This window comes from Kitasatospora sp. NPDC094015, from assembly GCF_040304075.1.
GTDB lineage: Bacteria > Actinomycetota > Actinomycetes > Streptomycetales > Streptomycetaceae > Kitasatospora.
In genome coordinates this window covers 82,324-107,789 of the sequence record NZ_JBEOUL010000014.1, presented here as the reverse complement: position 1 = coordinate 107,789, position 25,466 = coordinate 82,324, and the positions used below count along the sequence as shown (strand labels likewise).

Sequence of the window (25,466 nt, the reverse complement as noted above, 5' to 3'; positions counted from 1 at the left end):
GGTCCGCGCGGGGGGTCAGTGCCGGCCGAGGATGACGGGGTCGTGGGCGAGGTCCTCCAGCAGGGCGTCCAGCTTGAGCCGGTCGACCGAGGACATCAGGAAGACGTGCACGTACCCGCGCCGGGTGGACTCGTCGCCCGGGTCGGGCAGCACGTCCTGCGAGGACAGCGACCACTTCGCCACCAGCTCGGGGCTGGGCTTGCGGAACCGCACCGTGATGGCGCCCGGCGTGCGGGCCGGCCACAGCTCCACGCCGTGCTCCCGCTCCAGCCGCCGCAGCCCGTCCTCCAGGTAGGCGCCGAGGTCCTGGGCGCGGCGGATCCGGTCCACCTGGTCCTGGTAGGAGTGCCGGGACAGGTGGTCCCAGAGCACCAGCGGCGAGAACCCGTTGCGCGAGCCGGCGAAGGTGGTGTCGGGCGCCCCGATGTACTCGGGCTGGGACGGCGGCGCGATCTGGTACTTCACCTTGGTCATGTAGATGCCGCACGGCCACGGCGCACCGGGCCACTTGTGGCCGCTCATCGCGATCGAGGACACCATGTCGACGTCGCCGTGGGCGGCGGTCGGCAGGTTGATGCCGAAGTCGAACTCCGGCATGCGGGCGGCCGGTTCCCAGCCGTAGGCCGCCGGGTCCGCGGTGGCCATCCGCATGAAGGGTGCGTACCCGGCGCCGAGCGCGCCGTCCACGTGGATCCAGAACCCCCGGCGCCGGTCGGTCAGCGGCTCGCCGGTGACCGGGTCCTTGCCGTAGGCCACCTCCCGCTGCACCAGCCCGTACCGCTCGAACACCGGCAGCAGGCGCTCGCAGACCTCCCGGACGTCGTCGTGGGCGCCCTTGAAGGTGCTGCCCAGGTTGAGGCTGATGAAGATCGGGTGACCCTTGGCGGCGAAGAACTCCACCAGGACCGCGAGCGCGTCGACGTCGATCTCGCCGGTGCCGTCCCAGGAGAGCCCCGAGGGCCCGGGGCGGGACGGGACCTCCACGGGCCACTCGCCGGACCTGGCCGGGCCGCCGAGCGGGCACTCGCCCGGGTAGCGCTCGGAGCCCACCGCGTGGAAGGTCTCAACGCCCAGCACCCGGACCGCCTTGGCGAACGAGTAGTGGGTGTCCTCGGAGTAGAACGCCACCGGGCGGTGCGCGTTGGGGTTGCTCGGGGCGTCCGGTGCCCGCAGGTACCGCCCGGCCCCGGACGGGTCCGTGGACGAGCCGATCAGCGCCTTGCCGCTCAGGTAGTCCCGGGCGTTCCAGAGCGCGTACATGTTGCCCTCGGTCGAGCCCATGGACAGCACGTAGCCCCAGTACGACTCCGGGTCGTCCACGTCGTACGGCCGCTCGGCGTTCCACAGCGCGGCGTAGTAGTCGAGCACCGCGCGCTCGACCACCTTGGTGTTCGGCTTGTACCCGCCGCTCTGGAACGGGTCGCCGAGGTTGTTGATGTTGTGCTGCATGAAGCGGCCGAGGTCGATCGAGCAGCCGCCCATCTCCTGGGTCGCCTGGTAGCCGAGCAGGTGCCGGCGCTTGCGGGTGAGGTAGCCGTCCAGCCGGTCGAGGGCGCGCAGCCGCTGCTCGTTGCCCAGCCCGCCGGTGGGCAGCGCGAAGTCGGCGGCGTCCGGCTCCTCGGCCGGGTCGGCCGAGCGGTGCGGTGCGGCGGGCGCCGACTGCGCGGGGAGCTGGACGCGCAGCCGTACGGCCTCGTCGTGGCCGGCGGGCACGGTCAGGGTGTCGGTGGGGCTCACGGCGCAGCACTCCCGGGTCGCTGGGTCGGACGACCCAGCCGGCGGGGCCGGTGGGGTGGCGGGAGCCGATCCGATCGACCGCCAGGATGGAACCTGTGACGCCCGGGAGGAAGGTGATCCGAAGAAGATTTCGAATCACGTCGGAAAATCTTGCGAATCGTCGGTACGAGGGGTGACCCTGGGACCCGTGCCGAACTTTTCTCCGCCCGCGCGGATGCCCCTGGACGAGGTCGACCGGGCGATCCTGCGGATCCTCGCCGACAACGCCCGTACGCCCAACAACGCGCTCGCCGAGGCGGTCGGCATCGCCCCCTCGACCTGCCTGGCCCGGGTCAGGTCACTGCGCGAGCGCGGCGTGATCCGGGCCTTCCGGGCGGAGATCGCGCCGGGCGCGATCGGGCTGCCGCTGCAGGCGATGATCTCGGTCCGGCTCCGCGCGCACACCCGGGAGCAGAACGAGAGCTTCCGGGCCACCGCGCCGGACATGCCGGGCGTCCTGGCGGTGTTCCACATGGCCGGCTCGGACGACTACCTGCTGCACGTGGCCGTGGAACACCCGGTCGCGCTGCGCGACTTCGTGGTGGAGCACCTCACCACCCACCCGGCGGTGGCGCAGACCCGGACCAACCTGATCTTCGAGCAGATCGCCGGGCGCCAGCACCTGCTGCCGGACGCCTGAGGTCGGCGGCGCGCCGGGCCGACCGAGGGCCGGCGCGCCACCCGACAGGCCACCCGACAGGCCGCCCGTTCAGGCCGCCCGGTGCCCGTACGCCGACCGCGCGGCCGAGTCGAGCAGGTGGGTCAGCGAGCGGTTCACCCGGTCCGCGGCGACGGCCGCGCCCTGCCCGACCGCGCTGCGGCCGGCCGCCTGGGCCGCCTGGAAGGGACCGCTGCTCGGCCGGCGCCCCTGCCGGGCGAGCTCGTCGGCCAGGTCGGTGACCTGGTCCACGGCCTTGCGCTGGGCCCGGGCCAGCCGGGAGATGAGGTGGCGGGAGCGCAGGTCGAGCGGGCCGAGCGTCTCGCGCACCGCCTGCAGGGTGTCCGGCCACTGCGCGTGGAAGAACTCCAGGAACTCCCGCAGGGCGTGCTCCGCCTCCGCGCGCCGCAGGTCGCGCTGGCCGGCGCCGGCCGACTCCAGGGCCGCCATCGACTCCCGGATGGCGACGACCTTCCCGACCGAGGTGCGCAGGAACTCGACCAGCTCGGCCTTGGCCTGCCGGCCCGCCGCGGCGTGGTCGGCGAGCTCCTGCGCCGAGGCCGGACAGTATCCGGGGCCGCTGTGGGTGAGGGAGTCGAGGAAGCGGCCGGCCAGCGACTCGCGCGGCATCGACCACCCCTCTTCGGGTCCGGCCCCGCCGTCGGGGCCGCCCCTGCTCAGGACATCGGAGAACTTGGTAGTCATCTCACCCACCGCCTTCGGACGCTGTAGAGGCCGACACGCCTTCGAGGGCCGCCGGCTCGGCCGCCGGCCCGGTCTCCCGGACCGCCCGGGGGGACGCCGGGGACGCCTGCCGGGGAGCACGGGGAGCACGGGGAGCGCGGGGAGCCCGCGGGGACCGGGCGGGTGCCTGCGGGCCGGTGCGCTGCCAGGTGTCGAGGATCGCCGGCGCACCGGCCCCCGCCATCAGGGCGCCCAGGGCACCGAGCGGACCGGCCTCGGCCAGACCCCAGGCGACCACGCCGCCGATGACGATGCGGACCAGCTCGCCCGTCACGTACATGGCGGGCGTCGGGCCGTTCTTCACCGCCCACGGCCACTGGTTCTTGCTCCGCAGGACCCGGTAGAACGCCAGGAGGGAGATCAGCCCACCGCCTACGGCTCCACACGCGAAGCTCTGCCAATGAGGCACCGCACCCTCCGTCCAACCCCTCGCCTGCTCCGGCGGGATCGTGCCCGCGCCAGCTGACTGTCATTCAGGCGTCAAGAGTAGCCCGGAGTGGTGACCTTCCGGGCGGAGTCGGGCGCAGGAGTGCGATTACGAACGGCGTCGGGGCTTGCCGCGCTTGGCGGGCTTGGCGGTCCCGGCACCGGAGCGCGGGTTGCGGCCGCCGGGCTTGCCGGCGGTGGGCTTGCGCGCCGTGCCGCCTGCGTCGGTCCGCTTGGCCTGCGCCTTCGCCTTGGCCTTGGCGGTCGGCTGGACCTTGGCCGCGGGGTCCGGGGCGGTGGTCCGGGAACTGTTCACGGTCCGGCCGCGCACGATGCCGATGAAGTGCTCCACCAGATCGGTGGTCAGCTCCTGCGGCCAGGCCAGCGCGACCCGGGACCCGGGGGCGCCGGTGAGCGGCCGGTAGGTGAGGTCCTTGCGGTGGTGCAGCCGGGCGAGCGACTGCGGGACGACCAGCACGCCGATGCCGGCCGCCACCAGCTCGACGGCGTCGCCGGTGGTCGCCGGGCGCTCCTTGGCGGGCTGCCCGGGCGGGCGCTCCCAGCCGAGGGTGTCGTCCAGCGGGTGCAGCACCAGCTCGTCGGCGAGATCCTCGACGGACACCTCGTCCACCGCCGCCACCACGTGGTCCTTGGGGACCACCACCACCGTCGTCTCGGTGTACAGCGGGATGGCGCTGAGGTCCGCGCCGTCGACCGGGAGCCGGACGAAGCCGGCGTCGGCCCCGCCGTCGCGCAGCAGGCCGAAGGCCTCGCCGGCGGTCACCGCGACGAGGGTCAGCGGGACGTCGGGCAGCCGCTCGTTCCAGATCCGCACCCACTTGGTGGGAGTCACCCCGGGGACGTAGGCGAGCCGGAACGAAGGGGTTGCATCCGAGCCAGTCACCCCGCCAGGTTACCCGCCGTGGTCGGGGGCGGCGCACGCGCTCGTTACCCTTGACCCCATGACGTCGCACAAGACCCCCCAGACGATGAAGCCCGCGACCGCGGCGAAGAAGCTGGGCGTGTACCTCGAGGCCACCCCCGCAGAGTTCCAGGAGGGTGTCGTCTCGCGTGCGGAGCTGAGCGCGTTGCAGACCGACCCGCCGGAGTGGCTGGAGGAGCTGCGCCGCAACGGCCCGCACCCGCGCCCCGTCGTCGCCAACAAGCTGGGCGTCTCGATCGCCGGCCTCGCGCGCGGCGGAGTCACCGAGGCCCTCACCACGGCGCAGATCGACGCGCTGAAGGAGGAGGACCCGGAGTGGCTCCGGCGCGAGCGCGCCACCCAGAGCGAGGTCCGCAAGGAGACCGTGCGGATCAAGGAGAAGAAGGCGGAGCGGGCCGAGCAGCCCCGCCGCCCGCGGTCCTGACCGCACCCGCCGCGCCACCACGGAGGCCGGCCCCGGGATTCGCTCCCGGGGCCGGCCTCTGGCCGTTCCCGGTCCCTTCCGGGCTCCTCCGGTCCCGCCCGCAGGGGTGGTCGCCGGGGCGCGCCCCGGCGGGGGCGGTCGTACCGTGGGACGGGGGTTCGTCGGAGGAGGTCGCGATGCCTGGTTCTGTCACGATCGGTCACGCCGAGGCGCTGGTGGCGCTGAGCCACCAGGACGCCGAGCGGCTCTCGACGGTGCTGCGCGGGATGTCGTCGATGATGGCGGCGTCCGGTGCGGACCGGCTCACCGATGCGCAGGTGACGGCGCTCTGCGGGGGCGGGCCGCAGGACCGCGCCGAGTTCACCCGGTGGTGCGCCGAGCTCTCGGAGCACCTGCGGACGCATCTCTGAGCATCCGCGGCGCCCGGAGGGGTGTCGCAGCGCGTGCTGGTCGCGGCCGCCGCCCGGAAGGCCCGGAGCCTACCGGCGGCGGCCGTTGACGGCACCGCGGAGTAGCTTGCGGGTATGGAGATCTCCTGGGTGCCCGTCCCGACGCCGCTGCCGACCGGGGCGATGCAGCTGGCGGTGACGCCGCTGGGGGTGGCCGCGACCTCGTACGCGGGGGAGTCGGTGGCCGGGCTGCCGGTCGGGGCGCCGCTGTGCACCGACGAGCGGAAGGTGGCGGCCGTCCGTGGCCGGCTGGCGGAGTACTTCGCGGGCCGGCGCCGCGAGGTGGGGCTGCCGATCGACTGGAGCCTCGTCTCCGGCCCGCACCGGACGGTGCTCCAGCGGCTGGTCACCGACGTGGGCTACGGCCGGACCATCACGTACGGCGAACTCGCCACCCGCAGCGGGGTGTTCGAGGAGATCACGGAACCGGGGCTGGCGGCCAGGACGGTCGGCCAGATGATGGGCGCCAACCCGCTGGCCCTGCTGGTGCCGTGCCACCGGGTGGTGGCGGCGGACGGGATCGGCGGCTTCGGCGGCGGGCCCAAGGGCATGGAGACCAAGCGCTGGCTGCTCATGCTGGAGGGCGTGCTGGCGCCGACGCTGGACTGGGACGGGCCGGCCGGGGACTGATCCCCGGCCGGGTCCGGACGGCTGCGCCCGGTGCTCGCGCGCCGACGCGCACTCGCGGTGCGGTGCCGGCGTCAGACCAGGCCGAGCACCGCGGCGCCGGCCTGCTCCAGCGCGGGCGCCGGGGCCTGCCGGGGCAGCAGGCTCTGCCGCGGTAGGACCGGCTGGACGCCGGAGACCAGGGTGTAGTCCGCGCCGAGCAGGCCCGGTTCGGGCAGCTGGACGGTGGTCGGAGCCTCGCCGAGCGCCAGCTGGACCGCGGCCCAGGGCAGGTTGAGGCCGCACAGCCGCAGCTGGTGCAGGCCGCCGGAGGGCCGGGTGTTGACGTCCAGCAGCACGGGCCGGCCGCGGTGGTGGCGGAACTGCACGTTGGACAGGTACGAGACGCCGAACTCCTCGACCAGCCGGCGGGTCGGCTCCAGGTACGCCGGGTCGGTGGTGAAGTGGCGGCGCCGGCCCTGCTTGGCCCGGCCCACGGCGGTCACCAGCCGGCCGTCGGGCGTGGCCAGGCAGTCCACCGAGACCTCGGGGCCGTCCAGGTAGGGCATCACCAGCAGATCGGCCGACCCGACGGCGGCCAGCGCGGCCACCACCTGGTCGAGCTGCACGGTGGCGTCCGGGAAGCCGGTCAGCCGGCGCAGGCCGAAGGGTTCCCGGGTGAGTATCCGGAAGCCCTCGCCGCCGGCGCCGGTGGCGGGCTTGAGGCAGGGGCGCCCGCCGTCCGCCTCGATGTCCTCGACGGCGGCCAGCAGCTCGTCGGCCGTGCGGACGTGCCGCCAGAGCGGGGTGGGCAGGCCGAGGGTGTCCATCGCCGCGTAGCCGTCGGTCTTGCTCTCGAAGACCGCGATGGCGGCGGCCGACGGGCAGACCAGCGCGGTGCCGATCGCCTCGAACTCGTGCCGGCGGACCGCGAGGGCGAGTTGGCCTAGCCGGGGCACGAAGACGTCGATCCCCCGGCGGGCGCAGAATTCCAGCGCGAATTCCACATAGGCCTCGGGGCTGAGGCGGTCGGGTTCGAGCGAGCCGAAGTCGGCCGCGGCGAGCACCGGGGAGTCCGGGTCCGTATGCGTGGCATGGATCTCGACCGGGCGCGGGGCGGCGCGCAGCTGATCGATGAAGAAGACGTTCTCGGAGTAGGTGCGGTTCAGCCAGACGCGTACGGGGGCGCTCACGAAGGTCTCCCTGGACAAGGGCACAGCAGTGGGGAGGGCGCAGTCGGGCGGCCGGCCGGTCATCGCCTCTGCCGCGCTCTTGAGGTGGCACATTAGCGGTCCCGGGGGCCCCGGTGAACGGGGGGTCGGGGGTTGTTCCGGCCCTCCGGGGGGCGCGCCTCGCGGGCCGCCGGCGGAGAGCGCTGGGGCCGACCGGTGGTGTCGTCAACTTCCTTCGGGGTGGCGGCAGTTGTCGATTTGTTACGGGAGTGTTCCCGGAGTGGTGGAAGGTTGCGCGGGCGTGAATTCCCGGAGCCCGTCGCGGCGGCCGCGCCCGCTCGTCCGGGAGGGGGGTCGGGAGGGGTGTCGGGAGGGGCTGCCGGCGGGGCTCGGGAAGCGGCCGGGTCGGTGTCTCCCGATCCTGACGGGGGCATGTCGAGATCGGTGCGGCCGGGCCCGGTCGCGTGCGGCCGGGGGCGTGCCGGAATCGAGCGGGCGATCGAATGCCAATCGGCCGAATGTGCTTGTCGTCCTCTTTATCCGTACCTATTGATCACTCGTATGAGTGATTGCGGACTTCGCTCGAATGGCCTCAGCATGAGTGGTGCAACGAGACGGCCATTGCGTCAGGTGCTTCAAAGGGTTCACGGGGAGGGCTCCTTCGATGTCGACCGAGACCGATTTCGGTATTCCCCCGCGCGGCGGCCGAGGCAGGCCCCGCCCGGGCCGCTGACCAGGAGCCGGGCGGTGTGCTCCGTCCAGCACACCGCCCCCGCCCGCCCCCGCCTGCCCGCCGCTGCCTCGGCCGCGGAGGAGCGCTGCGGGCGGCACGGACGGTACGTGCGGGGAAGGACGGGCGGGCAGGCGCTGACGCGCGCCCACGGGCCGGGGTGGCAGAGGGGATTGGCCGGCGGGAGGAGGTCCCGTCCGGAGCTGGGCCGTCCCGCACCGGGGCGGTCGTACGGCTGCGCGATGGCTCCCGGCGGTGTGCCGGGAGCCCGGAGCGGCCGACCGAGAGTGGGGGAGGGACCAGATGAGCACCTTCGCGCTGGAGCGTGATCACCGGGAGGGCAACGAGGCCGGGGAGGTGCTGGCCCGCACCAAGGCCGCCGTCGACCCGACGCTGCGGGCCGCCGTCGACACGTTGCCGGCCTCGATGCGCCTGATCGCGGGCTACCACTTCGGCTGGTGGGAACCGGACGGCACGCCGTCCACCGCGACCGGCGCCGGCAAGGCGATCCGCCCGGCCCTGGTGCTGGCCGCCACCCAGGCGGTCGGCGGCCCGCCCGAGCGGGCGATCCGGGCCGCAGCCGCGGTGGAGCTGGTGCACAACTTCACCCTGCTGCACGACGACGTGATCGACCGCGACCAGACCCGGCGTCACCGGCCGACCGCCTGGCGGGTCTTCGGCACCACCGAGGCGATCCTGGCCGGCGACGCCATGCACTCCCTCGCGCTGCGGATCCTCGCCGAGGACGGCCACCCGGCCGCGCCGGGCGCGGTCCGCCGGCTCGCCGACTGCGTGGTGGAGCTCTGCGCCGGCCAGCAGGCCGACTGCGCGTTCGAGCAGCGCAGCGACGTCTCGCTCGCCGAGTGCCTGACCATGGCGGAGGCCAAGACCGGCGCCCTGCTGGGCTGCGCCTGCGCGCTGGGTGCGCTGTACGCGGGCGCCGAGCAGCCCGCCGTCGACGCGATGGACGCCTTCGGCCGGGAGATCGGGCTGGCCTTCCAGCTGATCGACGACCTGATCGGCATCTGGGGCGATCCGGCGGTCACCGGCAAGCCGGTCGGCGCGGACCTGGCGGCCCGGAAGAAATCGATGCCGGTGGTGTTCGCGCTGGGTTCCGGCACGGCGGCCGGCGCCGAGCTGGCCGACCTCTACGCACTGGAGCGGCCGCTGAGCGCGCGGGAGCTGGAGCGGGCCGCGCAGGCGGTCGAGGGGGCCGGCGGGCGCAGCTGGGCACAGGGCGAGTCCTGCGAGCGGATGGCCGCCGCGATCGGCCACCTGGCGACGGCGGTGTCGGCGCCGTCCGACGCCGACGAGTTGCTCGCCCTCGCGGAGCTGGTCACCCGCCGTTCGCACTGAGCGCGTGGGGCCGCAGGGGCAGGCCGGTTCCGCCCCACCTCTGCGGCCCCCGGCGCCGGTCAGGCCGACCCGTCGAGCACCCGCCGCTCCTTCTCCGCGGCCAGCCCGAGGGGCAGGTCGCCCTGGAGCCACGGGTCCTCGGCCGGCCCGCGCTCCTGCAGCCAGGCCCAGGTGTCCCGGACGGTCTCGGCGAGCGGACGGCTGCGCAGCCCGGCGGCGACGGCGCGCGAGCTGTCGGCCCGCCAGGTGCCCTGCCAGTCGGGCAGGTCGGGGGTCCACAGCGGGAGCTCCACCCACGGCCCCACCTCGGCGGCGAGCAGGGTGGTGTCGTCCGTCCAGACCAGCTCGGCATCGGAGCCGGTGGCCGCGATGCAGTGCTCCAGGAACTCGCCGTAGCCGGCCTGCCCGACCGGCCCGGTGGTGATGTAGCGGCCGGCCGCCCGCTGCTCCAGCAGGTCGAGCCCGAAGGCGGCGAAGTCCCGGGCGTCGATCAGTTGCACCCGGCGGTCCGGGTCGCCGGGGGCCAGCACCCGGCCGCCGCGCGCGATCCGCTCCAGCCACCAGGGGAGCCGGCCGATCGGCTCGTGCGGGCCGATCAGCAGGCCGCAGTTGAGGATCAGCGACCGGTCGGCGCCGAACTGCTCCAGCACCGCCCGCTCGCAGCCGGCCTTGAGCGGGTTGCCGGGCGGCTGGTCGGCGGGGGTGTCGGCCGGGCAGGGATGGGTGGGCGAGTCCTCGTCGACCGGCGCGGCGGGCCAGCCGGCGAAGGCGTGGACGGAGGAGACGAAGGTGTAGTGGTCGGCGCGGGTGCTCAGCAGCCGGGCCGAGACGGCCACGTCGTGCGGCTGCTGGCCCGAGGTGTCGACGACCGCGTCCCAGCGGCGATCGGAGACCAGGCGTTCCAGGTCCGCCGCGCTGCCCCGGTCCCCGTGCACGGCTTCCACCCCGGGCTGGTCGGTGCGGCTGACCCCGCGGTTGAAGGTGGTGACCTCGTGACCGCGGGCGAGCGCCTCCAGGACGTAGGCCCGACCGAGGAACTTCGAGCCACCGAGAATGAGGATCTTCATACCGGTGACCTTTCCGTGCCCCGGCCCGGCGCATGCGCGCGTTCACTCCTGGCGGAGCCCTGGCGGAGCGGCCGGGCGGGCGCCGTGCCGCGCGCGGGCCGGGGCCGCCGCGCGGCCACCGGGTCGCGGTGCCCCGACACGCCGTACGGAGGGCGGCCGCACCGGCACCGCACTGTGCTGGTATGTCTTGATTTGTCCGCCCGGCGGACGCACCGCGAACCCGACCCTCGACCGCCCGCCCCGTCGGGGCGCGTCCACGGGGCGCGCGCCCCGCCCCGTACCGATGGAGAGGTAGCAGCATGTCCCAGCCGGCCCTGGAGAACCTGGCAGCCGATGCGTACATCTACGGCTACCCGATGGTCCACGACCTCGGCAAGGTCGACGCCATCCGGACCCGGGGGATGGGCCCGATGGCGGCGGCCGAGTTCAACACCTTCGGTCACGCCCGCCAACTCGCGGATCCACGGACCGACTTCGTCTCGGTCAACAACGACACCCTGTACTCGGTCGCGCAGCTCGACCTGTCCGGTGGGCCGCTCCTGCTGCACGTCCCGGACACCGGCGGCGCCTACTACGTGCTGCAGTTCGTCGACGCGTGGAGCAACAACTTCGCCTACCTGGGCCGCCGCGCCACCGGCACCGCCGAGCAGACCTGGCTGATCGCGCCGCCCGGCTGGCACGGCTCCCCGCCCGAGGGCGTGCGGGTGGTGGTGGCCCCGACCGCGGTCGCCTCGATCGTCGGCCGCTTCGCCTGCGACGGTGCCGAGGACCTGCCCCGGGTGCTGGAGCTCCAGCGCGCGCTGACCCTCACCCCGCTGGAGCCCGGCGGGGTGTACGCGGGCCTGCCGCAGCCGGATCCGGGCGTCCCCGAGGAGCTGCGCTTCTTCGAGCAGTTGCGCCGCTGGGCGGCCGCCTTCCCGCCCGCCGGGCCCGACGCCGAGTACCAGCGGCGGTTCGCCCCGCTCGGCCTGCTGGACGAGGGCCGCTCGCCGTACCTGGACGGGGCGCCCGAGTGGACGGCCACCCTGGTCAAGGGGATCGAGGCGGGCAAGGCCCGGATCGAGGCGGCCAGCCGCCCGCCCGAGGGCACGGCCACCGGCGAGTGGACCGCCAACCTGCACCTCTTCGACTACAACCTGGACTTCTTCGGCCCCGGCACCCTGGACGACCCGCAGTGGCGGATCCCCGACCGGCGGGCGGCCTACCTGACCCGCGCGGTGGCGGCCCGGGTCGGTCTGTGGGGCAACCACGCCTACGAGGCCGCGTACGCCGGCGTCTACCACGACGCCGACGGGGTGACGCTGAGCGGCGCCCACTCCTACACCCTGCGGTTCGCGACGACGCCGCCGGTGGCGGCTTTCTGGTCCGTCACCATGTACGACGTCCCGGACTACTACCTGGTGGCCAACCCGATCGACCGCTACTCGATCGGGGACCGCACCCCCGGGCTGGTCCGGGGCGCGGACGGTTCGCTCACCCTGGTGCTCCAGCACGAGCGGCCCACCGACCCGGACGAGGCGGCGAACTGGCTGCCCACCCCGGAGGGCGAGTTCCGTCCGATGATCCGGATGTACCAGCCGGGGGAGGCGGTGCTGGACGGTACGTACCGGCTGCCGCCGATCGAACCCAGGTAGCGGCTGACCCCGGCCGGGCCGCCACCGACGGGCCGCCCCCGGAGGGCTGCCCCGGCCACCCCGGCCCACCGACGCAGGGAGGAGGACCCCGTGGGCGACGCGATCGGCCAGATGCTGGCCTCGGCGGTCGGCATCGCGATCAGTCCGGTGCCGCTGATCGCCGTGATCCTGATGCTCGCCACACCGCGCGGGCGGACCAACGGCGTGGCCTTCACGGCCGGCTGGGTGGCGGGTCTGGGGCTGCTGACCACCGTGGTGGTGCTGGTCGGTTCGGGGCTGGACGGCAGCGGACCGAAGCCGACCTGGTCGTGGTGGGTGAAGCTGGCCGTGGGCCTGCTGTTCCTGCTGATCGGCGCCCGGCAGTGGCGCAGCCGTCCGCGCCAGGGGCACGTCACGGCGCCGCCCCGCTGGATGGAGGCGCTCGACCGGTTCACCCCGGCGAAGTCGGCGGGGCTGGCCGTGGCCCTGGTGGTGGCCAACCCGAAGAACCTGGTGCTGGCGATCGGCGGCGGCGTCTCGATCGCGACCAGCAGCGCCGCGACCGGTGGCAAGGTGGTGGCCACGGTGTTGATGGTGCTGGTGGGGTCGCTGTGCACGGCGGTCCCGCTGGGGGTCTACCTGTTCGGCGGCACCCGCTCCGCCACGGTGCTCGGCGGGTGGAAGGCCTGGATGTCCACCCACAACAGCGCGATCATGACCGTCCTGCTGGTGGTGCTGGGCGCCAAGTACGTCGGCGACGCGATCTCCGGGCTGACCACCTGACCACCTGACCAGCGAGCCACCCGCCCCGCACTTGCGCTGGTCCGATCGGTAGGGACCCACTCCGCGGGAACCGGGACGGCCGCCCGAAAGTCCCCTGTAACGCCTGCCTCTCCTGTCCCGTCTCTGAGGGAGGACCGGCGGAGCGACGGGGGAACCAGGGCGATGGGTGCGACCGGCACGGCGGGCGACGGCAAGGACGCCGAGTACCGCGAATTCGCCCTCGCCCGCAGCGGACACCTGTTCCGCTCCGCGTGCTTGCTGACCGGCGGCGACACCCACCTCGCCGAGGACCTGGTCCAGGAGACGCTGGGCCGGATGTACGCGGTGTGGCGGCGCTCCGGCTGGCTGTTCGGCGGCCGGCGGATCGACAATCCGGGCGCCTACGCGCAGCGGGTCCTGCACCGGGCCTTCATCGACCACCACCGGCGCCGCAGCAGCACCGAGCGGCCGAGCGGCGAGCTTCCCGAGCGGGCCGTCCCGGCCGAGGACAGCAGCCTGCGGATAGCGCTGCTGGACGCCCTGTCCGGGATGGCGCCGCAGGACCGGGCCGTACTGGTGCTGCGCTACTGGGAGGACGTCAGCGTCGAGGAGACCGCGGACATCCTGCGGATCAGCGCCGGTGCCGTACGGACCAGGAGTTCGCGTGCGCTCGGGCGGCTCCGCGCCCAACTCGGCGACTCGCTGGCCGATCTCGCGGCACACTGAGCCGACCGCGACCGACCCGCCCGACCCCCTGGCACCAGCTCCAGCCCCGGCTCCGACCCAGCTCCGACCCCCGAGTCCCCGTCGACCAGCCCTTCGACCAGACCCCGACCGCAGAGACGGTGATCCGCACATGTCCGACCAGCCAGAGGACGACCGCTTCGAGGAGGAACTCGTCCGGATCCTCCGCCGGGTGGGCGACGACTTCCACACCGGCCCGGCCGAGCACGAGCGCCTGGCCGGCGGCGGCGCGGTGTACGGGCGCAGGCTGGGCCGGCGGCGGGCGGTCGCGGTGGCCGGGGCGGCGGCGGCCCTGGCGCTGACCGTGACCGGGACCTTCGCGCTGGGGCTGCTGCCCGGACTCCTGGGGGCCAGGCCGGCGGAGCTGCCGCCCGCGGCGGCGCCGAGCGGACCGCTGACCGTCGCTCCCGCCGCCCCGACCGCCGTCCCGACCGCGGCGCCGTCCGTCTCGGCCACCCCCCAGGTGACCGAGAAGGAGATGGTCGCGCTGCTCACCTCGCTGCTGCCGCCCGACGGGAGGGTGGTCGCCTCGAACATCTACGGCACCGGCCCGGCCGACCCGGAGGCGCCGGACGCACCGAGCGCCACCGTGACGGTCGAGGACGCGGACGGGCTGGGCACGGTGGTGGTCGTGGTGGACCGGCTGGCCGTGCCGGTCGACCTCGACCCGGACTGGCTGAGGTGTCAGGACAAGAAGGACCAGCCGTTCACCCTGTGCAGCCGGCAGGCGGTTGCCGGCGGGGGGTTCGTGACGATCGAGCAGCACCTTCCGCTGCCCGGCGGGAGCGCCGACCGCCGGGTCTGGACGGCCACGCTGATCACCCCGGCGGGCACCCAGGTCACGGTGATGGAGTGGAACTTCGTGGGTCGCAACACCGATCAGGTGACCCGCAAGGCGCCCCCGCTGAGCACCGAGGAGCTCAAGGCGATCGCCACCTCGCGCGTCTGGGACCGGCCGGCGTCCATGATCAGGACGCCCCGTCAGCCCGGCCCGACGCCGGCGGCGGCGGCCGTCGTGCGGCTCCCGGCCCCCCGGATGATGGCCATCGCCGCCCCTCAGCTGCCGGCCGGGGCCATCGTGACCGAACCCGGCGGCGTCGCCGGGCGGACGCACCTCCTGGTCGACACCGGCCGCGGGCCGGGCCTGGTCGAGATCATCGTCCAGGACGGGAAGCTGCCGCTGACCGGCCAGGCCGGTGCCGACGGCTTCGAGGACGCCAAACCGATGCCCGACGGCACCCGGGTCCGCTACCGCCAGGAGAAGGTGTCGAGCGGCGCCAAGGGCGTCGTCCGCGAGGCGGTGGACGTGCTGCGCCCGGACCGGTTGCTGGTCACCGTCCAGGCGTACAACAGCCCCTCGCCGGCTCAGCCGGCCAGCCTCAACCAGCCGGTGCTGACACCGGAGCAGCTGACCGCGGTCGCCATGGCGCCGGGCTGGCGGGTCGCGCGCAAGGCCTGACGGCGGGACTCGGCAAGCTCGCCCTCGGGCGTGTTGGCAAAGTCCCGCCGGGTCCGCGACGCCGGGCATCCCGGCTGGACGCACGCCCGAATCACCCAAGTACGACCCGGTACGAGGGCGATCCGGGCGCACGCCCAGCCGGGCGCCCAACGCCGCGGCCTGGTCCGACGCGACTTTGCCAACACGTCCTAGCGGCTGCCGGTGCCGTCGCCCGACGGGGTGGAGGCGGCCGTCGACCCGGGGTCGGGCGCGGGTGTGGAGGGTTCGGTGGGTCGGGTGGACCCGCCGTCGCCGTCCGGAACCGTCGACGACGGGGTCGGGGTCGGGGTCGGCGTGGGATTCGGGGTCGGCCCGGAGGTCGGGCCCGGGTCCGGGGCGGGACCGTCGGTCGGGGTGGGCGCGGGCGGATCCACCGGGGTGGGGTCGCCGGGCTGCTCGCCGCCGCGGTTGCGGGGGCCGCCCTCCAGCGTGATCACCGCCTGGGACGGAGGCAGCGCGATCCGGGCCGTCCAGTGCCCCTGCGGGACCCGGTCCTCGTCGACGGTGACGGTGACGGTGATCCGCTGGCCGGGGGTCAGGGTGCCGGAGTCCCGGCTGAGCCGGAGCCAGCCGGCGTCCAGGACGGCGTGCCAGGCGATCGTGGTGCTGCCCGAGTTGGTCAGGGTGATCACGGTACGGCTGCCGAACTCCTGGGCCTCGACGGTCAGCCGGCCCGCCGGCGCGGGGTCGGCCGGGCCGGGCAGTGCGGCGCCGGGCGCCGGCGGCCGCGGCGGGATCGGGACCGCCACCCCCCGAACGGCCGGGAGGGACGTTTCTGCAGTGACCACCCCCGCGAGCTGGAGCTCACCCGACCCGACCGGCGACACCGGGACGATCGGCTGCACCGGCGCCGAGCCGGGCAGCGCCCTGCCACCGGACGGGGAGGAGTCCACCCGCACCGAGGAGACCCCGGCCTCGGCCGCCGAGCCGCCGCCGCCCTGGTGCGCGCTCCAGAGCGCCACCACCGGGGCGGTGAGGACCGCGGCCAGGACGCCGGTGGTCACCACGCGCTGACGCACCACCAGTGACCGGCCCGCGGTGGGCGCCCGGTGCCGGGGGAAGCCGCGCTGGTCGAACCGGGGCTCCGCCCGCTCCTCGCCCGCGGGTCCGGGCGGGGCCGTCACCCGCCGTCCGGCCGCCGCCCCGGCCAGGAACGCCGCTCCGGCGGCGCCGTCCGGCAGCTGCGCGGCCGTGCCGCCCAGCCGGACCGGCACCGGAGCCGGGAGCAGCGGCAGGCCCGGCAGTCCGGCCAGCCCGCTGCCGAGCTCCCCGGCCACCCGTTCGGCGGTGCCCCGGCAGGTCGGGCAGTCGACCACGTGCTGCACCAGCTCGCGGCGCAGCGCCGGTCCGAGCACCCAGCCGCGCCAGCTCTCCGCCCCCACCCCGCCCAGCTGCGCCAGCACCGGGCAGCTGCCGACGCCGAGCACCAGCAGGGCCGTCCTGGTCCGGCCGACCTCGGCGCCGGCCGCCGCGAGCAGCTCCGCCACGGCCTGGTCGGACCAGCCGAGCACCGCCGCCACCTCGCCGGGGGAGAGCCGGTGGCGCACCGCGAGCTCCAGCGCCTCGCGCTGCTCCGGGTCGGTGCCGGCCGCCTCGGGCCAGGCCAGCGAGGCGAGCTGCCGGCGCCGGCGGGCGGCCTGCTCCGCACCGGGGGCGGCGCCGGCCGTCGCACCGGGCGGTCCGGCGGCGGGTGCGGCGGGCGGCCCGGCGGGCGTACCGGGGCCGCGCTCCAGCCGGGCCAGGCAGCAGTGCCGGGCCAGCGCGTACAGCCAGGCCCGGCCGAGGGCCGGGTCGCCGAGCCGGCCGCCGTGCCGCAGCGCGAGGTCGCGGACCTCGGCGACGGCGGCCGCGGCGGCGTCGTGCTCGCACAGGACGGACAGGCAGTAGGTGAACAGCCCGTCGACGCAACGGTCGTAGGCCCGCAGCGTGGGGGAGCCGGCGGGGATCGGGGAGGCAAGCCTGGTGGTCACCCTCCGACGGTAGAGAGGGCGGTCGGCGCGGCCCGCTCGTTCCTCGGGCTTGTACTTCTTTCGGGTAACAGGACCGTGGTGTGCCGGACAACGGCCCCGGCGTTCCGGACGGCTGTCGTGCACACGCCCCGGCCGTCGGCCCGGTCGTCCCTCCGACGGTCCTGGCGGGCCGGGACTGTCGGAGGGACCCGCTACGGTGGGCCGCATGGCTGCCCGTACCAAGACCACCGCCAAGCCCCGCCCGGCGTACCGCTGCACCGAGTGCGGCAACCAGCTGCCGAAGTGGGTCGGCCGCTGCCCCGAGTGCAACGCCTGGGGCACCGTGGAGGAGTACGGCGCGGTGCCGATCCGGACCACGGCGGCCGGCCCGGTGAGCTCCCCGGCCAAGCCGATCGGGCAGGTGGACGGCCAGGTGGCCACCGCCCGCACCACCGGCGTGCCGGAGCTCGACCGGGTGCTCGGCGGCGGCATCGTGCCGGGCGCGGTGGTGCTGCTGGCGGGCGAGCCCGGGGTCGGTAAGTCGACCCTGCTGCTGGACGTGGCGGCCAAGGCGGCCAGCGCCCAGCACCGCACGCTGTACGTCACCGGCGAGGAGTCGGCCGGGCAGGTCCGGCTCCGGGCGGACCGGATCAACGCGCTGTCCGACCACCTCTACCTGGCCGCCGAGTCCGACCTGGGCGCGGTGCTGGGGCACATCGACGCGGTCAACCCCGGCCTGCTGATCCTCGACTCGGTGCAGACCATCGCCTCCGCCGAGCTGGACGGCGCGCCCGGCGGGCCGGCCCAGGTCCGCGAGGTGGCGGGCGCGCTGATCCGCGCCTCCAAGGAGCGCGGCATGGCCACCCTGCTGGTCGGCCACGTCACCAAGGACGGGCAGATCGCCGGCCCGCGGCTGCTGGAGCACCTGGTCGACGTGGTGCTCAGCTTCGAGGGCGACCGGCACGCCCGGCTGCGGATCATCCGCGGCGTCAAGAACCGCTACGGCGCGACCGACGAGGTCGGCTGCTTCGAACTGCACGACGAGGGCATCGCGGGGCTGGCCGACCCGTCCGGGCTCTTCCTCACCCGGCGCGACAAGCCGGTCCCCGGCACCTGCCTGACGGTCACCCTGGAGGGCCGCCGGCCGCTGGTCGCCGAGGTGCAGGCGCTCATGGTGGACTCGCAGATCCCCTCGCCGCGGCGCACCACCTCCGGGCTGGAGTCGCCGCGGATCGCGATGATCCTCGCGGTGGTCGAGCGCCACGGCGGGGTCAAGCTCGGCAAGCAGGACATCTACACGGCGACGGTCGGCGGGGTGAAGCTCACCGAGCCGTCCGCCGACCTGGCCATCGCGCTCGCGGTCGCCAGCTCCTCCTCCGACACCCCGCTGCCGAGCAACCTGGTCGCGATCGGCGAGGTCGGGCTGGCGGGCGAGGTGCGGCGGGTCACCGGCGTGCAGCGGCGGCTGGCGGAGGCGCACCGGCTCGGCTTCACGCACGCGCTCGTCCCGCCGGACCCGGGGAAGGTGCCGGCGGGCATGACGGTGGTCGAGGTCGCGGACATCGGCGAGGCGCTCCGGTCGATCCCCGGACGCCGGCGCGGGCCCGCCAAACCGCGCGGCGAGGCGGACGGCGGCGCGGCCGCGGGGGCCCGGGCCGGGCGCTCGGAGGGTGTGCCGGCGGGGCGTTCGACGGGTGCCCGAGGCGGGTCCGCGGCGGGCACCGCGGGGGTCGTCCCGGCCTACCCGGAGGAGCTGATGGAGGGCTGGGAGCCGGTCGACTCCGACGAACTGCGCTGACTCATGCCCCGTTAATGCCGCACGCAGTTAGACTTTGCCCTGTCTAATTGGCAATAAGTGCAGTACTGCGCCTATTTCCAGAATCGACCAGCAGCACAGACAGACCAGCGAAGACCGAACGAAGACCAAGCGACAGACCGTCGGGCGCCGTGCCACACGGTCCGGGGCGACCGGAGGAGTCACGTGGCAGGCAGCGACCGGGGGGCGGACAAGTCCTCCCGCGAGGAGGCCCTGCTGCGGGCCTCCCTCAGCGCGATCGCGCCGGGCACGGCGCTGCGGGACGGCCTCGAGCGGGTGCTGCGGGCCAACACCGGCGGCCTGGTCGTGCTCGGCTTCGACAAGAGCGTCGAGTCCTTGAGCACCGGCGGGTTCGTGCTGGACGTCGAGTTCACCGCCACCCGGCTGCGCGAGCTCTGCAAGCTCGACGGCGCGGTGATCCTCGACAAGGACAGCACCAAGATCGTCAGAGCCGGCGTGCACCTGATGCCGGACGCGACCATCCCCACCGACGAGACCGGCACCCGCCACCGCACCGCCGAGCGGGTCAACCGGCAGACCGGCTACCCGGTGGTCGCCGTCTCGCACTCGATGCGGCTGATCGCGATGTACGTCAACGGCAGCCGGCGGGTGCTGGAGGACTCCACCACCGTGCTGTCCCGCGCCAACCAGGCGCTCGCCACCCTGGAGCGCTACAAGCTCCGGCTGGACGAGGTGGCGGGCACCCTCTCCGCGCTGGAGATCGAGGACCTGGTCACCGTCCGGGACGTGTCGGCCGTGGTCCAGCGCCTGGAGATGGTCCGGCTGATCGCGGCCGAGATCGCCGGGTACGTGCTGGAGCTCGGCACCGACGGCCGGCTGCTCTCGCTCCAGCTGGACGAGCTGATCGCCGGCGTCGAGCCGGAGCGCGAACTGGTCGCCCGGGACTACTTCCCGGAACGGGCCGCCAAGAAGGGCCGCACCGTCATCGAGGTGCTGTCGGACCTGGAGGCGCTGACCCACGCGGAGCTGCTGGACCTGCAGACGGTGGCCAAGGCGCTCGGGTACACCGGCACGCCGGAGTCGCTGGACTCGGCGGTCTCGCCGCGCGGGTACCGGCTGCTGGCCAAGGTGCCCCGGCTGCCCAACACCGTCATCGAGCGGCTGGTCGAGCACTTCGGCGGGCTGCAGAAGCTGCTCGCGGCGAGCATCGACGACCTGCAGACCGTGGAGGGCGTCGGCGAGACCCGGGCGCGCTCGGTGCGCGAGGGGCTGTCGCGGCTCGCAGAATCGTCCATCCTGGAGCGGTACGTCTGACGGGTGGTCCGCGCGGCGCGCGGCGCGCGGCTGGGGGCCGGTGCCGGGGGCTGGTGGCTCCGGCTTGCGGACGGCCGGCCCGGATCAGCCGGGCCGACGGGTGCTCACGGCCGGTCGCCGGTGGGTCCGGTCGCGTAGAGCAGGGTGAACAGGGTGACGTCGACGGCGTCCTCGTCGGTGCAGTCGCTCTCCTCCGCCAGCTCGTCCAGGAGCGTGCCGAGCTGGTTGCGCAGGCGGACCAGCCGCTCCGGGCGCAGCCGCAGGGAGAAGTGGCTGAACTGGGCGGGTGAGCGTGGCACGCCGTCCGGGCCGACCACGGGTGCTTCCAGCCGGCCGCTGAGGTGCTTGCTCTCGAAGTCGGAGCGGACCAGGTCCATCGCGGCCAGCAGGGCGGCGAGCACCTCCGGGTGGTCCGAGGTGGAGCCGGTGAAGAAGGCCGGGGACAGGCGCAGTGACCGCTGCGCGTTGCGGTAGCGGCTCTCCACGATCCCGGACACCAGGCGGGTCTCGGTGACCTTGATCAGGCCGACCTGCTCCAGCTGCTTGACATGCCGGTAGAGCTTGGTGGGCGTGTCGTCGAGCTCGACCGCGATCTCCTTGACCGAGAGCGGCTCCGGCTCGTGCTTGAAGAGCGCGTTGAGGATCGCCAGTCGGACCGGGTCCGCGAGCGCCTTGAGGGTCGGGATGTCGTTGACCTCGCGCTCTTTCACCTGATCAGCCACGTTCACACTTTCGCAGAACGTTAACGCTTGTGCAATCGTTCACGCATCTGCAACCATTCACGCGAACGTGAATGGTTGCAGATGCGTGAACGTCAACGTTTGGGTGAAAGGCGGGGGCATGACCAGCACCACCGGAGGAACCGACACGAGCACCACGACCAGCACAAGCACCACAAGCACCACGGCCACTACGACCCACGCCGCCGCCGAGCCCGCCCCGCCCCCGCTCGTACCGCTGCGCCGCAACTGGCGCTTCCAGCTGCTCTGGGGCGGCGCCGCCTCCGCGATGCTCGGCACCTGCATCGCCGACACCGCCTACCCGCTGCTCCTGCTGGCGATGACCGGCTCCCCCTCGCTCGCCGGAGCGTTCGGAGCGGTCCAGTTCACCGTCTCGCTGCTGCTCGGCATCCACGGCGGCTCGGTGGCCGACCGGCACGACCGCCGCCGGATCCTGCTGCTCGCCGACTCCGCCCGCCTGCTCGCGGCGCTCAGCGTTCCGGTGGCCCTCCATCTGCACCACCTGACGGTCACCCACACCCTGCTGGTCGGTGCGGTGCTGGGCGCCACCATGGCGTACTCCGGTCCGGTCCGGATGCTGGCGCTCCGCTCGGTGGTCCCGCCCGCGCAGCTGCGCCAGGCGCTGGCCCAGGACGAGCTGAGGGTCAGCGGCGCCTCGCTGATCGGCCCACCGCTGGCCGGGTTCCTGCTGGGGCTCGGCCGGGCGGTCCCGTTCCTGGGCACCGTGCTGGCCTCGCTGCTGGCGGTCGGCGCGGCCTGGGCGGTCCGCTTCGACAGCCGCCGGAACGCGACGGCCGGCGGCGAACGCTCCGGTGGCGCGCTGGCGGGCCTGCGGCACCTGATGGCCGACGCTGGGCTGCGGGTCACGCTGCTGGTGCCGTTCCTGCTGAACCTGGCCGGTTCCGCGATGCTGCTGCCGGTCATGGTGCTGCTGCGGGAGGGCGGCACCTCCAGCGCGGGCATCGGACTGGCGCTCGCGGGCGAGGCGGTCGGCGGCCTGCTCGGCGCGCTGCTGGTGAGCCGCCTGCACCGGTGGACGGGGCCGGGGCGGTTGCTGATCGCGGTGGCCTGGGTGAGCGTTCCGCTGTTCCTGGTGCCGACCTTCGTCGGCGGACCGGTGGTGGTGTTCGGCACCCTGGCGCTGATGATGCTGGGGGTGCCCGCGCTGCGGGTGATGGTGGACGTCCTGATCTTCCAGCAGGTCCCCGAGGAGCTCCGCGGCCGGGTGATCGCCGCCACCATGACGGTCTTCATGCTCGGCGTGCCGGCGGGCACCTTCGGCGCCGGCCTGCTGCTGGAGCACCTGGCGGCCGGCACCGCCCTGCGGCTGTTCGCCGCACTGCTGGCCGTCGCCCTGATCCCGCCGACCTTCAGCCGGGCCCTGCGCCACGCCACCTGGCCGGCCTGACCCCTGCCCGGACCTGCGGCCCGTCCTCCGCCACGAGACAGCTCCCGGACCGCCGCCGGACCGCCCCCTGGCCGCCGCCGCGCCGCTCAGGCCTTCGAGCCGTCCCCGAGCACCCGCCCGCCAGGACCACGCCCGCCCGTCCGGCCCACCCCCGGCGTGTCCGCCGCCCAACTCCCCAGCAGCCGCAGCGCGGTGTCGGCCGGCGTGCCCGGGTCGGCGGCGAACACGACCAGTGCCTGGCCCTCGTCGCCGGGCAGGCCGACCGTCTCGTAGTGCAGCTCGAACTCGCCGACCACCCGGTGCCGCAGCCGCTTGGTCCCGTAGGTCTTCTCGCGGATCTCCCGGGCCGCCCACCGGCCACGGAACTCGGCGCTGGCGGCGGAGAGTTCGTCGATCAGGGCGGCGAACCGCGGCAGCCCGCCGTACCGGCCGGCCGAGAAGCGCAGGAAGGCCACGGTCTGCCGGGCGATCTCCTCCCACTGCGGGTAGAGATCCCGCGCCGCGGGGTCGAGGAAGACGTGCCGGGCCAGGTTGAGGCCCGCGGGCAGGCTGTGCGGCGGCGCCGGGAACGGCTCCCCCTCGCCGTCCTGCTCGGCCCCCCGCGCCGGCGCCGGGCCGGGTCCGGCGATCAGCACGGTGGCCAGCCGGTTGGCCGCCAGCACCTCCATGTCGGGCCCCATCACGTACGCGGGCACGGCCCCGACCGCCTCCAGCATCCGCCGCACCCCCGGCCGTACGCGCTGCGCGGCCGCGGGGGCGGCGGCCCGCCGGGGCCGCGCGAGGTCGCGCAGGTGGGCGTGCTCGACCGGGTCCAGCCGCAGCACCCGGGCCAGTGCGTTCAGCACGGCCTCGGACGGGTTGGCCGCCCGGCCCTGTTCCAGCCGGGTGTAGTAGATCCCGCTGACCCCGGCGAGCGCGGCCACCTCCTCCCGCCGCAGGCCCGGTACCCGGCGCGGCCCGTACTCGGGCAGCCCGACGGCCTCGGGCGTCAGCCGGGCCCGCCGCGACCGCAGGAACCGGCCGAGCTCGTGCGTGGCGTCCATCGCCGGGGAGGTGTCCATGGCCGACCAGTATGCGCGGCGGGCGCCGGCCCCGCCTGTCCCTGCCGGTACCACCCGGGACCGCGCCGGGTGGTACCGGCAGGGTGATGGCCCGCCGTCCGCCGGGCGGCGAGGGTGGGCCGGGTGAGCAGCCCGGCCGTCCGGCCGGGCACGGCGAGGACGAGAGTCAGGAGTACGGACATGCGCGCGGTGGTCTTCTCCCGGTACGGCGACGAGAGCGTGCTGGAGGCGGTCGAGCTCCCGGTGCCCGTGCCGGCGGCCGGCGAGGTGCTGGTGCGGGTGCGGGCGGCCGCGGTCAACCCGGTGGACTGGAAGCTGCGCGAGGGGTGGGTCCCGATGGACCGGCCGTTCCCGCGCGGGCTCGGCTTCGACGTGGCCGGTGTGGTGGTGGGGTCGGCGGCGCCCGACGGCCCACCGGTCGGGGCCGAGGTGTACGGCATGCTGCCGCTCCCGCACGGCGCCGCGTACCAGGAGTACACCGCCGTACCGGCCGCCGCGCTGGCGCCGGTGCCCGCCGGGCTGGACCTCGAGCAGGCGGCCGCCGTGCCGATGGCCGCGCTGACGGCCTGGCAGGCCCTGGACGCCGCCGGGGTGAAGGGCGGCGAACGGGTGCTGGTGCAGGGCGGCGCAGGCGGCGTCGGTCACCTCGCGGTCCAGCTGGCCAAGGCCCGCGGCGCCCACGTGCTGGCCACGGCGTCCGCGCGCAACCTCGACTTCCTGCGCGAGCTGGGGGTGGACGAGCCGCTCGACCACGGCGCCGACGACCTGCGCACCCTCGCCCCGGTCGACGTGGTGATCGACGCCGTCGGCGGGCAGGTCCAGCGCGACTCCTGGGCGCTGCTGCGGCCGGGCGGAACGCTGATCACCCTGCCCGAGCCGCTCGACGAGGCGCACCGGCTCCCGGGCATCGACGCCCACCGGGTGGTGGTCGTGCCGGACGGCCCGACCCTGACCCTGGTCGGCGAACTGATCGCGGAGGGCCGGCTGCGGATCGAGGTCCAGCAGGTGCTGCCGCTGGACCGGGCGGCGCAGGCCCACCGGATCAGCGCCGCCGGCCGGGTCCGCGGCAAGCTGGTGCTCAGCCTCTGACCGCACCCCCGGCAGCAGCCCCGCGCGGAGCCGGACGGAGGCCCGGCCCTGCCGTCGGCGTCGAGCCGGATCGAGGCCCGGGCCCTGCCGTCAGGCGTCGAGCCGGATCGAGGTCCGGGCCACCAGCGGCCCGCCGGTCGGCCCGGTCAGGTCGGCCTGCACCCGGTAGGTGTCCGGTCCGGCGGCGGCGCCGTCGGCCGAGGCGCACTGCGGCTTGCTGCGGCTGCGGTCCCAGCTGAAGGTCTCGGTCAGTCCGCTGCCCGCCGACACCTGCACCCAGGTGGCCTGACGGTCGGTCGGGCAGTCCCCGGAGGACCAGACCCGGTCGCCGTTGCTCGCCGTCACGGTGATGCTGGAGGCCGCCCGGCCCAGGTCCACCCGGCAGTTCGGGCCGGAGGTGTTGCGGACGGTCAGGGTTACCCGGGGCTTGTCCTTCGGCTGGTACGCCGGCTGGGCGCTGGCCAGCTCCAGGGTGATCTGCGAGGCGGCGCAGACCGGCAGGGCGAGCACCTCGGCGGTGTTCACCTGCGGGCCGCCGGTGGTGCCGCCACCGGTTCCGCTGCCGGCGCCACCGCCGGTGCTCCCGCTGCCCGAGGCGCCGCCCGAGCCGCCGGTACCGCCGGTGGCCGAGCCTCCGGCACCCCCGGTGGCGCCCGCGCCGCCCGTACCGCCGCCGGTCAGGCTGACGTCGCCGCCGCTGCCGCCCGAGACGCTGCCCGAACCCGAGCCGCCGTTGCCCGTACCGCCGGTGCCGCCGGGGCGGGTGGTGATCGCGGAGCCGCTGGGGGAGGCGCCCGGGGTGATCGACTGGGCGGGCGCGGGCTGAGCGCCGTGCGGGGGTTTCGCCCCGCCGCCGGAGCCGGAGGTCAGCCAGATGATCAGTGCGGCGACGCCGATCAGTGCGGCGAACACGACGAGCCGCCGCCGCCAGTAGATCGAGGCCGGCAGCGGTCCCACGGGTTGACGCAGAGAGGGCACGGGCAAACTCTACGAGACTGTGTGCACCTGTTGACGCATCAACACTGCAGCGGGGTCACTTCCTTCACATGATCCGCCATTTGCTCCGGTCGGGCTAACGGCTCCCGTACGCCGGCGGGAGCCCGAACGGTCGCCGACGGCCGCCGGACCGGCCACCGGACCGGCCGCGGGACAGGCAGCCG

23 protein-coding genes are annotated in these 25,466 nt (G+C 74.9%); 13 read left to right on the top strand and 10 right to left on the bottom strand.

Annotation, left to right across the window (positions count from 1 at the left end; all coding sequences use genetic code 11):
* Positions 1–15 precede the first annotated feature (15 nt).
* Positions 16–1,737 (bottom strand): PLP-dependent aminotransferase family protein, encoded by a 1,722-nt coding sequence (locus ABT014_RS18740; RefSeq protein ID WP_350640072.1) that lies wholly within the window; start codon positions 1,735–1,737, stop codon positions 16–18.
* 187 nt (positions 1,738–1,924) lie between these two features.
* Between ABT014_RS18740 and ABT014_RS18735 the strand changes: the two genes are divergently transcribed.
* Positions 1,925–2,416 (top strand): Lrp/AsnC family transcriptional regulator, encoded by a 492-nt coding sequence (locus tag ABT014_RS18735; protein ID WP_350640071.1) that lies wholly within the window; start codon positions 1,925–1,927, stop codon positions 2,414–2,416.
* 69 nt (positions 2,417–2,485) lie between these two features.
* Here the strand turns inward: ABT014_RS18735 and ABT014_RS18730 are convergent, their stop codons facing one another.
* The 3 genes from ABT014_RS18730 to ABT014_RS18720 all read right to left on the bottom strand — a co-directional run bounded on the left by ABT014_RS18730 (position 2,486) and on the right by ABT014_RS18720 (position 4,508).
* Entirely contained in the window at positions 2,486–3,139 is a 654-nt protein-coding gene (locus ABT014_RS18730) for a hypothetical protein (RefSeq protein WP_350640070.1), read from the bottom strand.
* A gap of 1 nt (position 3,140) precedes the next feature.
* A complete protein-coding gene (locus ABT014_RS18725) occupies positions 3,141–3,587 on the bottom strand; it encodes a hypothetical protein (RefSeq protein WP_350640069.1) in 447 nt (148 codons plus the stop codon).
* 126 nt (positions 3,588–3,713) lie between these two features.
* A complete protein-coding gene (locus tag ABT014_RS18720) occupies positions 3,714–4,508 on the bottom strand; it encodes a LysR substrate-binding domain-containing protein (protein ID WP_350640068.1) in 795 nt (264 codons plus the stop codon).
* Positions 4,509–4,566: 58 nt separating this feature from the next.
* On the opposite strand from ABT014_RS18720, the gene ABT014_RS18715 reads away from it, so the two are divergent.
* The 3 genes from ABT014_RS18715 to ABT014_RS18705 all read left to right on the top strand — a co-directional run bounded on the left by ABT014_RS18715 (position 4,567) and on the right by ABT014_RS18705 (position 6,050).
* Entirely contained in the window at positions 4,567–4,971 is a 405-nt protein-coding gene (locus tag ABT014_RS18715) for a DUF5997 family protein (protein WP_350640067.1), read from the top strand.
* 176 nt (positions 4,972–5,147) lie between these two features.
* Positions 5,148–5,381: a hypothetical protein gene (locus ABT014_RS18710; protein ID WP_350640066.1), complete on the top strand. Its 234-nt coding sequence runs from the start codon at positions 5,148–5,150 to the stop codon at positions 5,379–5,381.
* A gap of 114 nt (positions 5,382–5,495) precedes the next feature.
* Positions 5,496–6,050, top strand: coding sequence for a methylated-DNA--[protein]-cysteine S-methyltransferase (locus tag ABT014_RS18705; protein WP_350640065.1), 555 nt, complete (start codon positions 5,496–5,498; stop codon positions 6,048–6,050).
* A 71-nt stretch (positions 6,051–6,121) separates the two neighbouring features.
* Here the strand turns inward: ABT014_RS18705 and ABT014_RS18700 are convergent, their stop codons facing one another.
* On the bottom strand, positions 6,122–7,219 hold the full coding sequence (locus ABT014_RS18700; RefSeq protein ID WP_350640064.1) for an ATP-grasp domain-containing protein: 1,098 nt from the start codon (positions 7,217–7,219) through the stop codon (positions 6,122–6,124).
* A gap of 1,012 nt (positions 7,220–8,231) precedes the next feature.
* On the opposite strand from ABT014_RS18700, the gene ABT014_RS18695 reads away from it, so the two are divergent.
* Positions 8,232–9,284 carry a family 2 encapsulin nanocompartment cargo protein polyprenyl transferase gene (locus ABT014_RS18695; RefSeq protein ID WP_350640063.1) on the top strand — a complete coding sequence of 351 codons (1,053 nt, stop codon included), beginning with the start codon at positions 8,232–8,234 and terminating at the stop codon, positions 9,282–9,284.
* Positions 9,285–9,343: 59 nt separating this feature from the next.
* Here the strand turns inward: ABT014_RS18695 and ABT014_RS18690 are convergent, their stop codons facing one another.
* The gene (locus tag ABT014_RS18690) at positions 9,344–10,351 is read right to left on the bottom strand and encodes an NAD-dependent epimerase/dehydratase family protein (protein ID WP_350640062.1); all 1,008 of its coding nucleotides are present in this window, start codon (positions 10,349–10,351) and stop codon (positions 9,344–9,346) included.
* A gap of 299 nt (positions 10,352–10,650) precedes the next feature.
* On the opposite strand from ABT014_RS18690, the gene ABT014_RS18685 reads away from it, so the two are divergent.
* The 4 genes from ABT014_RS18685 to ABT014_RS18670 all read left to right on the top strand — a co-directional run bounded on the left by ABT014_RS18685 (position 10,651) and on the right by ABT014_RS18670 (position 14,929).
* Positions 10,651–11,985 (top strand): DUF1254 domain-containing protein, encoded by a 1,335-nt coding sequence (locus tag ABT014_RS18685; protein ID WP_350640061.1) that lies wholly within the window; start codon positions 10,651–10,653, stop codon positions 11,983–11,985.
* A gap of 90 nt (positions 11,986–12,075) precedes the next feature.
* Positions 12,076–12,747, top strand: coding sequence for a GAP family protein (locus ABT014_RS18680; RefSeq protein WP_350640060.1), 672 nt, complete (start codon positions 12,076–12,078; stop codon positions 12,745–12,747).
* Positions 12,748–12,909: 162 nt separating this feature from the next.
* Positions 12,910–13,452 carry a SigE family RNA polymerase sigma factor gene (locus ABT014_RS18675; protein ID WP_350640059.1) on the top strand — a complete coding sequence of 181 codons (543 nt, stop codon included), beginning with the start codon at positions 12,910–12,912 and terminating at the stop codon, positions 13,450–13,452.
* 130 nt (positions 13,453–13,582) lie between these two features.
* Positions 13,583–14,929, top strand: coding sequence for a hypothetical protein (locus ABT014_RS18670; RefSeq protein ID WP_350640058.1), 1,347 nt, complete (start codon positions 13,583–13,585; stop codon positions 14,927–14,929).
* 188 nt (positions 14,930–15,117) lie between these two features.
* Here the strand turns inward: ABT014_RS18670 and ABT014_RS18665 are convergent, their stop codons facing one another.
* Positions 15,118–16,938 (bottom strand): BACON domain-containing protein, encoded by a 1,821-nt coding sequence (locus tag ABT014_RS18665; RefSeq protein WP_350640057.1) that lies wholly within the window; start codon positions 16,936–16,938, stop codon positions 15,118–15,120.
* 205 nt (positions 16,939–17,143) lie between these two features.
* Here ABT014_RS18665 and radA point away from each other — a divergent pair, with 205 nt between their 5' ends.
* Together radA and disA are read left to right on the top strand one after the other, a co-directional pair.
* Positions 17,144–18,715 carry a DNA repair protein RadA gene (radA, locus tag ABT014_RS18660; protein ID WP_350640056.1) on the top strand — a complete coding sequence of 524 codons (1,572 nt, stop codon included), beginning with the start codon at positions 17,144–17,146 and terminating at the stop codon, positions 18,713–18,715.
* Positions 18,716–18,898: 183 nt separating this feature from the next.
* On the top strand, positions 18,899–20,008 hold the full coding sequence (gene disA, locus ABT014_RS18655; RefSeq protein ID WP_350640055.1) for a DNA integrity scanning diadenylate cyclase DisA: 1,110 nt from the start codon (positions 18,899–18,901) through the stop codon (positions 20,006–20,008).
* A 104-nt stretch (positions 20,009–20,112) separates the two neighbouring features.
* Here disA and ABT014_RS18650 read toward each other — a convergent pair whose 3' ends face one another.
* The gene (locus tag ABT014_RS18650; RefSeq protein ID WP_350640054.1) at positions 20,113–20,730 is read right to left on the bottom strand and encodes a helix-turn-helix domain-containing protein; all 618 of its coding nucleotides are present in this window, start codon (positions 20,728–20,730) and stop codon (positions 20,113–20,115) included.
* A 118-nt stretch (positions 20,731–20,848) separates the two neighbouring features.
* Here ABT014_RS18650 and ABT014_RS18645 point away from each other — a divergent pair, with 118 nt between their 5' ends.
* Positions 20,849–22,156 (top strand): MFS transporter, encoded by a 1,308-nt coding sequence (locus ABT014_RS18645; RefSeq protein ID WP_350640053.1) that lies wholly within the window; start codon positions 20,849–20,851, stop codon positions 22,154–22,156.
* A gap of 86 nt (positions 22,157–22,242) precedes the next feature.
* Here ABT014_RS18645 and ABT014_RS18640 read toward each other — a convergent pair whose 3' ends face one another.
* Complete coding sequence (locus ABT014_RS18640) at positions 22,243–23,199, bottom strand: helix-turn-helix transcriptional regulator (RefSeq protein ID WP_502895027.1); 957 nt, start codon at positions 23,197–23,199, stop codon at positions 22,243–22,245.
* Positions 23,200–23,397: 198 nt separating this feature from the next.
* Between ABT014_RS18640 and ABT014_RS18635 the strand changes: the two genes are divergently transcribed.
* The gene (locus tag ABT014_RS18635) at positions 23,398–24,306 is read left to right on the top strand and encodes an NADP-dependent oxidoreductase (RefSeq protein ID WP_350640051.1); all 909 of its coding nucleotides are present in this window, start codon (positions 23,398–23,400) and stop codon (positions 24,304–24,306) included.
* A 90-nt stretch (positions 24,307–24,396) separates the two neighbouring features.
* Here the strand turns inward: ABT014_RS18635 and ABT014_RS18630 are convergent, their stop codons facing one another.
* Positions 24,397–25,284 (bottom strand): hypothetical protein, encoded by an 888-nt coding sequence (locus ABT014_RS18630; protein ID WP_350640050.1) that lies wholly within the window; start codon positions 25,282–25,284, stop codon positions 24,397–24,399.
* Positions 25,285–25,466: the final 182 nt, after the last annotated feature.

Excerpts from the sequence above, each read along its gene's own strand:
- ABT014_RS18730 (WP_350640070.1), bottom strand. The coding sequence starts at position 3,139 with ATGACTACCAAGTTCTCCGATGTCCTGAGCAGGGGCGGCCCCGACGGC.
- ABT014_RS18715 (WP_350640067.1), top strand. The coding sequence starts at position 4,567 with ATGACGTCGCACAAGACCCCCCAGACGATGAAGCCCGCGACCGCGGCG.
- ABT014_RS18710 (WP_350640066.1), top strand. The coding sequence starts at position 5,148 with ATGCCTGGTTCTGTCACGATCGGTCACGCCGAGGCGCTGGTGGCGCTG.
- ABT014_RS18705 (WP_350640065.1), top strand. The coding sequence starts at position 5,496 with ATGGAGATCTCCTGGGTGCCCGTCCCGACGCCGCTGCCGACCGGGGCG.
- ABT014_RS18695 (WP_350640063.1), top strand. The coding sequence starts at position 8,232 with ATGAGCACCTTCGCGCTGGAGCGTGATCACCGGGAGGGCAACGAGGCC.
- ABT014_RS18690 (WP_350640062.1), bottom strand. The coding sequence starts at position 10,351 with ATGAAGATCCTCATTCTCGGTGGCTCGAAGTTCCTCGGTCGGGCCTAC.
- ABT014_RS18685 (WP_350640061.1), top strand. The coding sequence starts at position 10,651 with ATGTCCCAGCCGGCCCTGGAGAACCTGGCAGCCGATGCGTACATCTAC.
- ABT014_RS18675 (WP_350640059.1), top strand. The coding sequence starts at position 12,910 with ATGGGTGCGACCGGCACGGCGGGCGACGGCAAGGACGCCGAGTACCGC.
- ABT014_RS18670 (WP_350640058.1), top strand. The coding sequence starts at position 13,583 with ATGTCCGACCAGCCAGAGGACGACCGCTTCGAGGAGGAACTCGTCCGG.
- radA (WP_350640056.1), top strand. The coding sequence starts at position 17,144 with ATGGCTGCCCGTACCAAGACCACCGCCAAGCCCCGCCCGGCGTACCGC.
- ABT014_RS18645 (WP_350640053.1), top strand. The coding sequence starts at position 20,849 with ATGACCAGCACCACCGGAGGAACCGACACGAGCACCACGACCAGCACA.
- ABT014_RS18640 (WP_502895027.1), bottom strand. The coding sequence starts at position 23,199 with ATGGACGCCACGCACGAGCTCGGCCGGTTCCTGCGGTCGCGGCGGGCC.
- ABT014_RS18635 (WP_350640051.1), top strand. The coding sequence starts at position 23,398 with ATGCGCGCGGTGGTCTTCTCCCGGTACGGCGACGAGAGCGTGCTGGAG.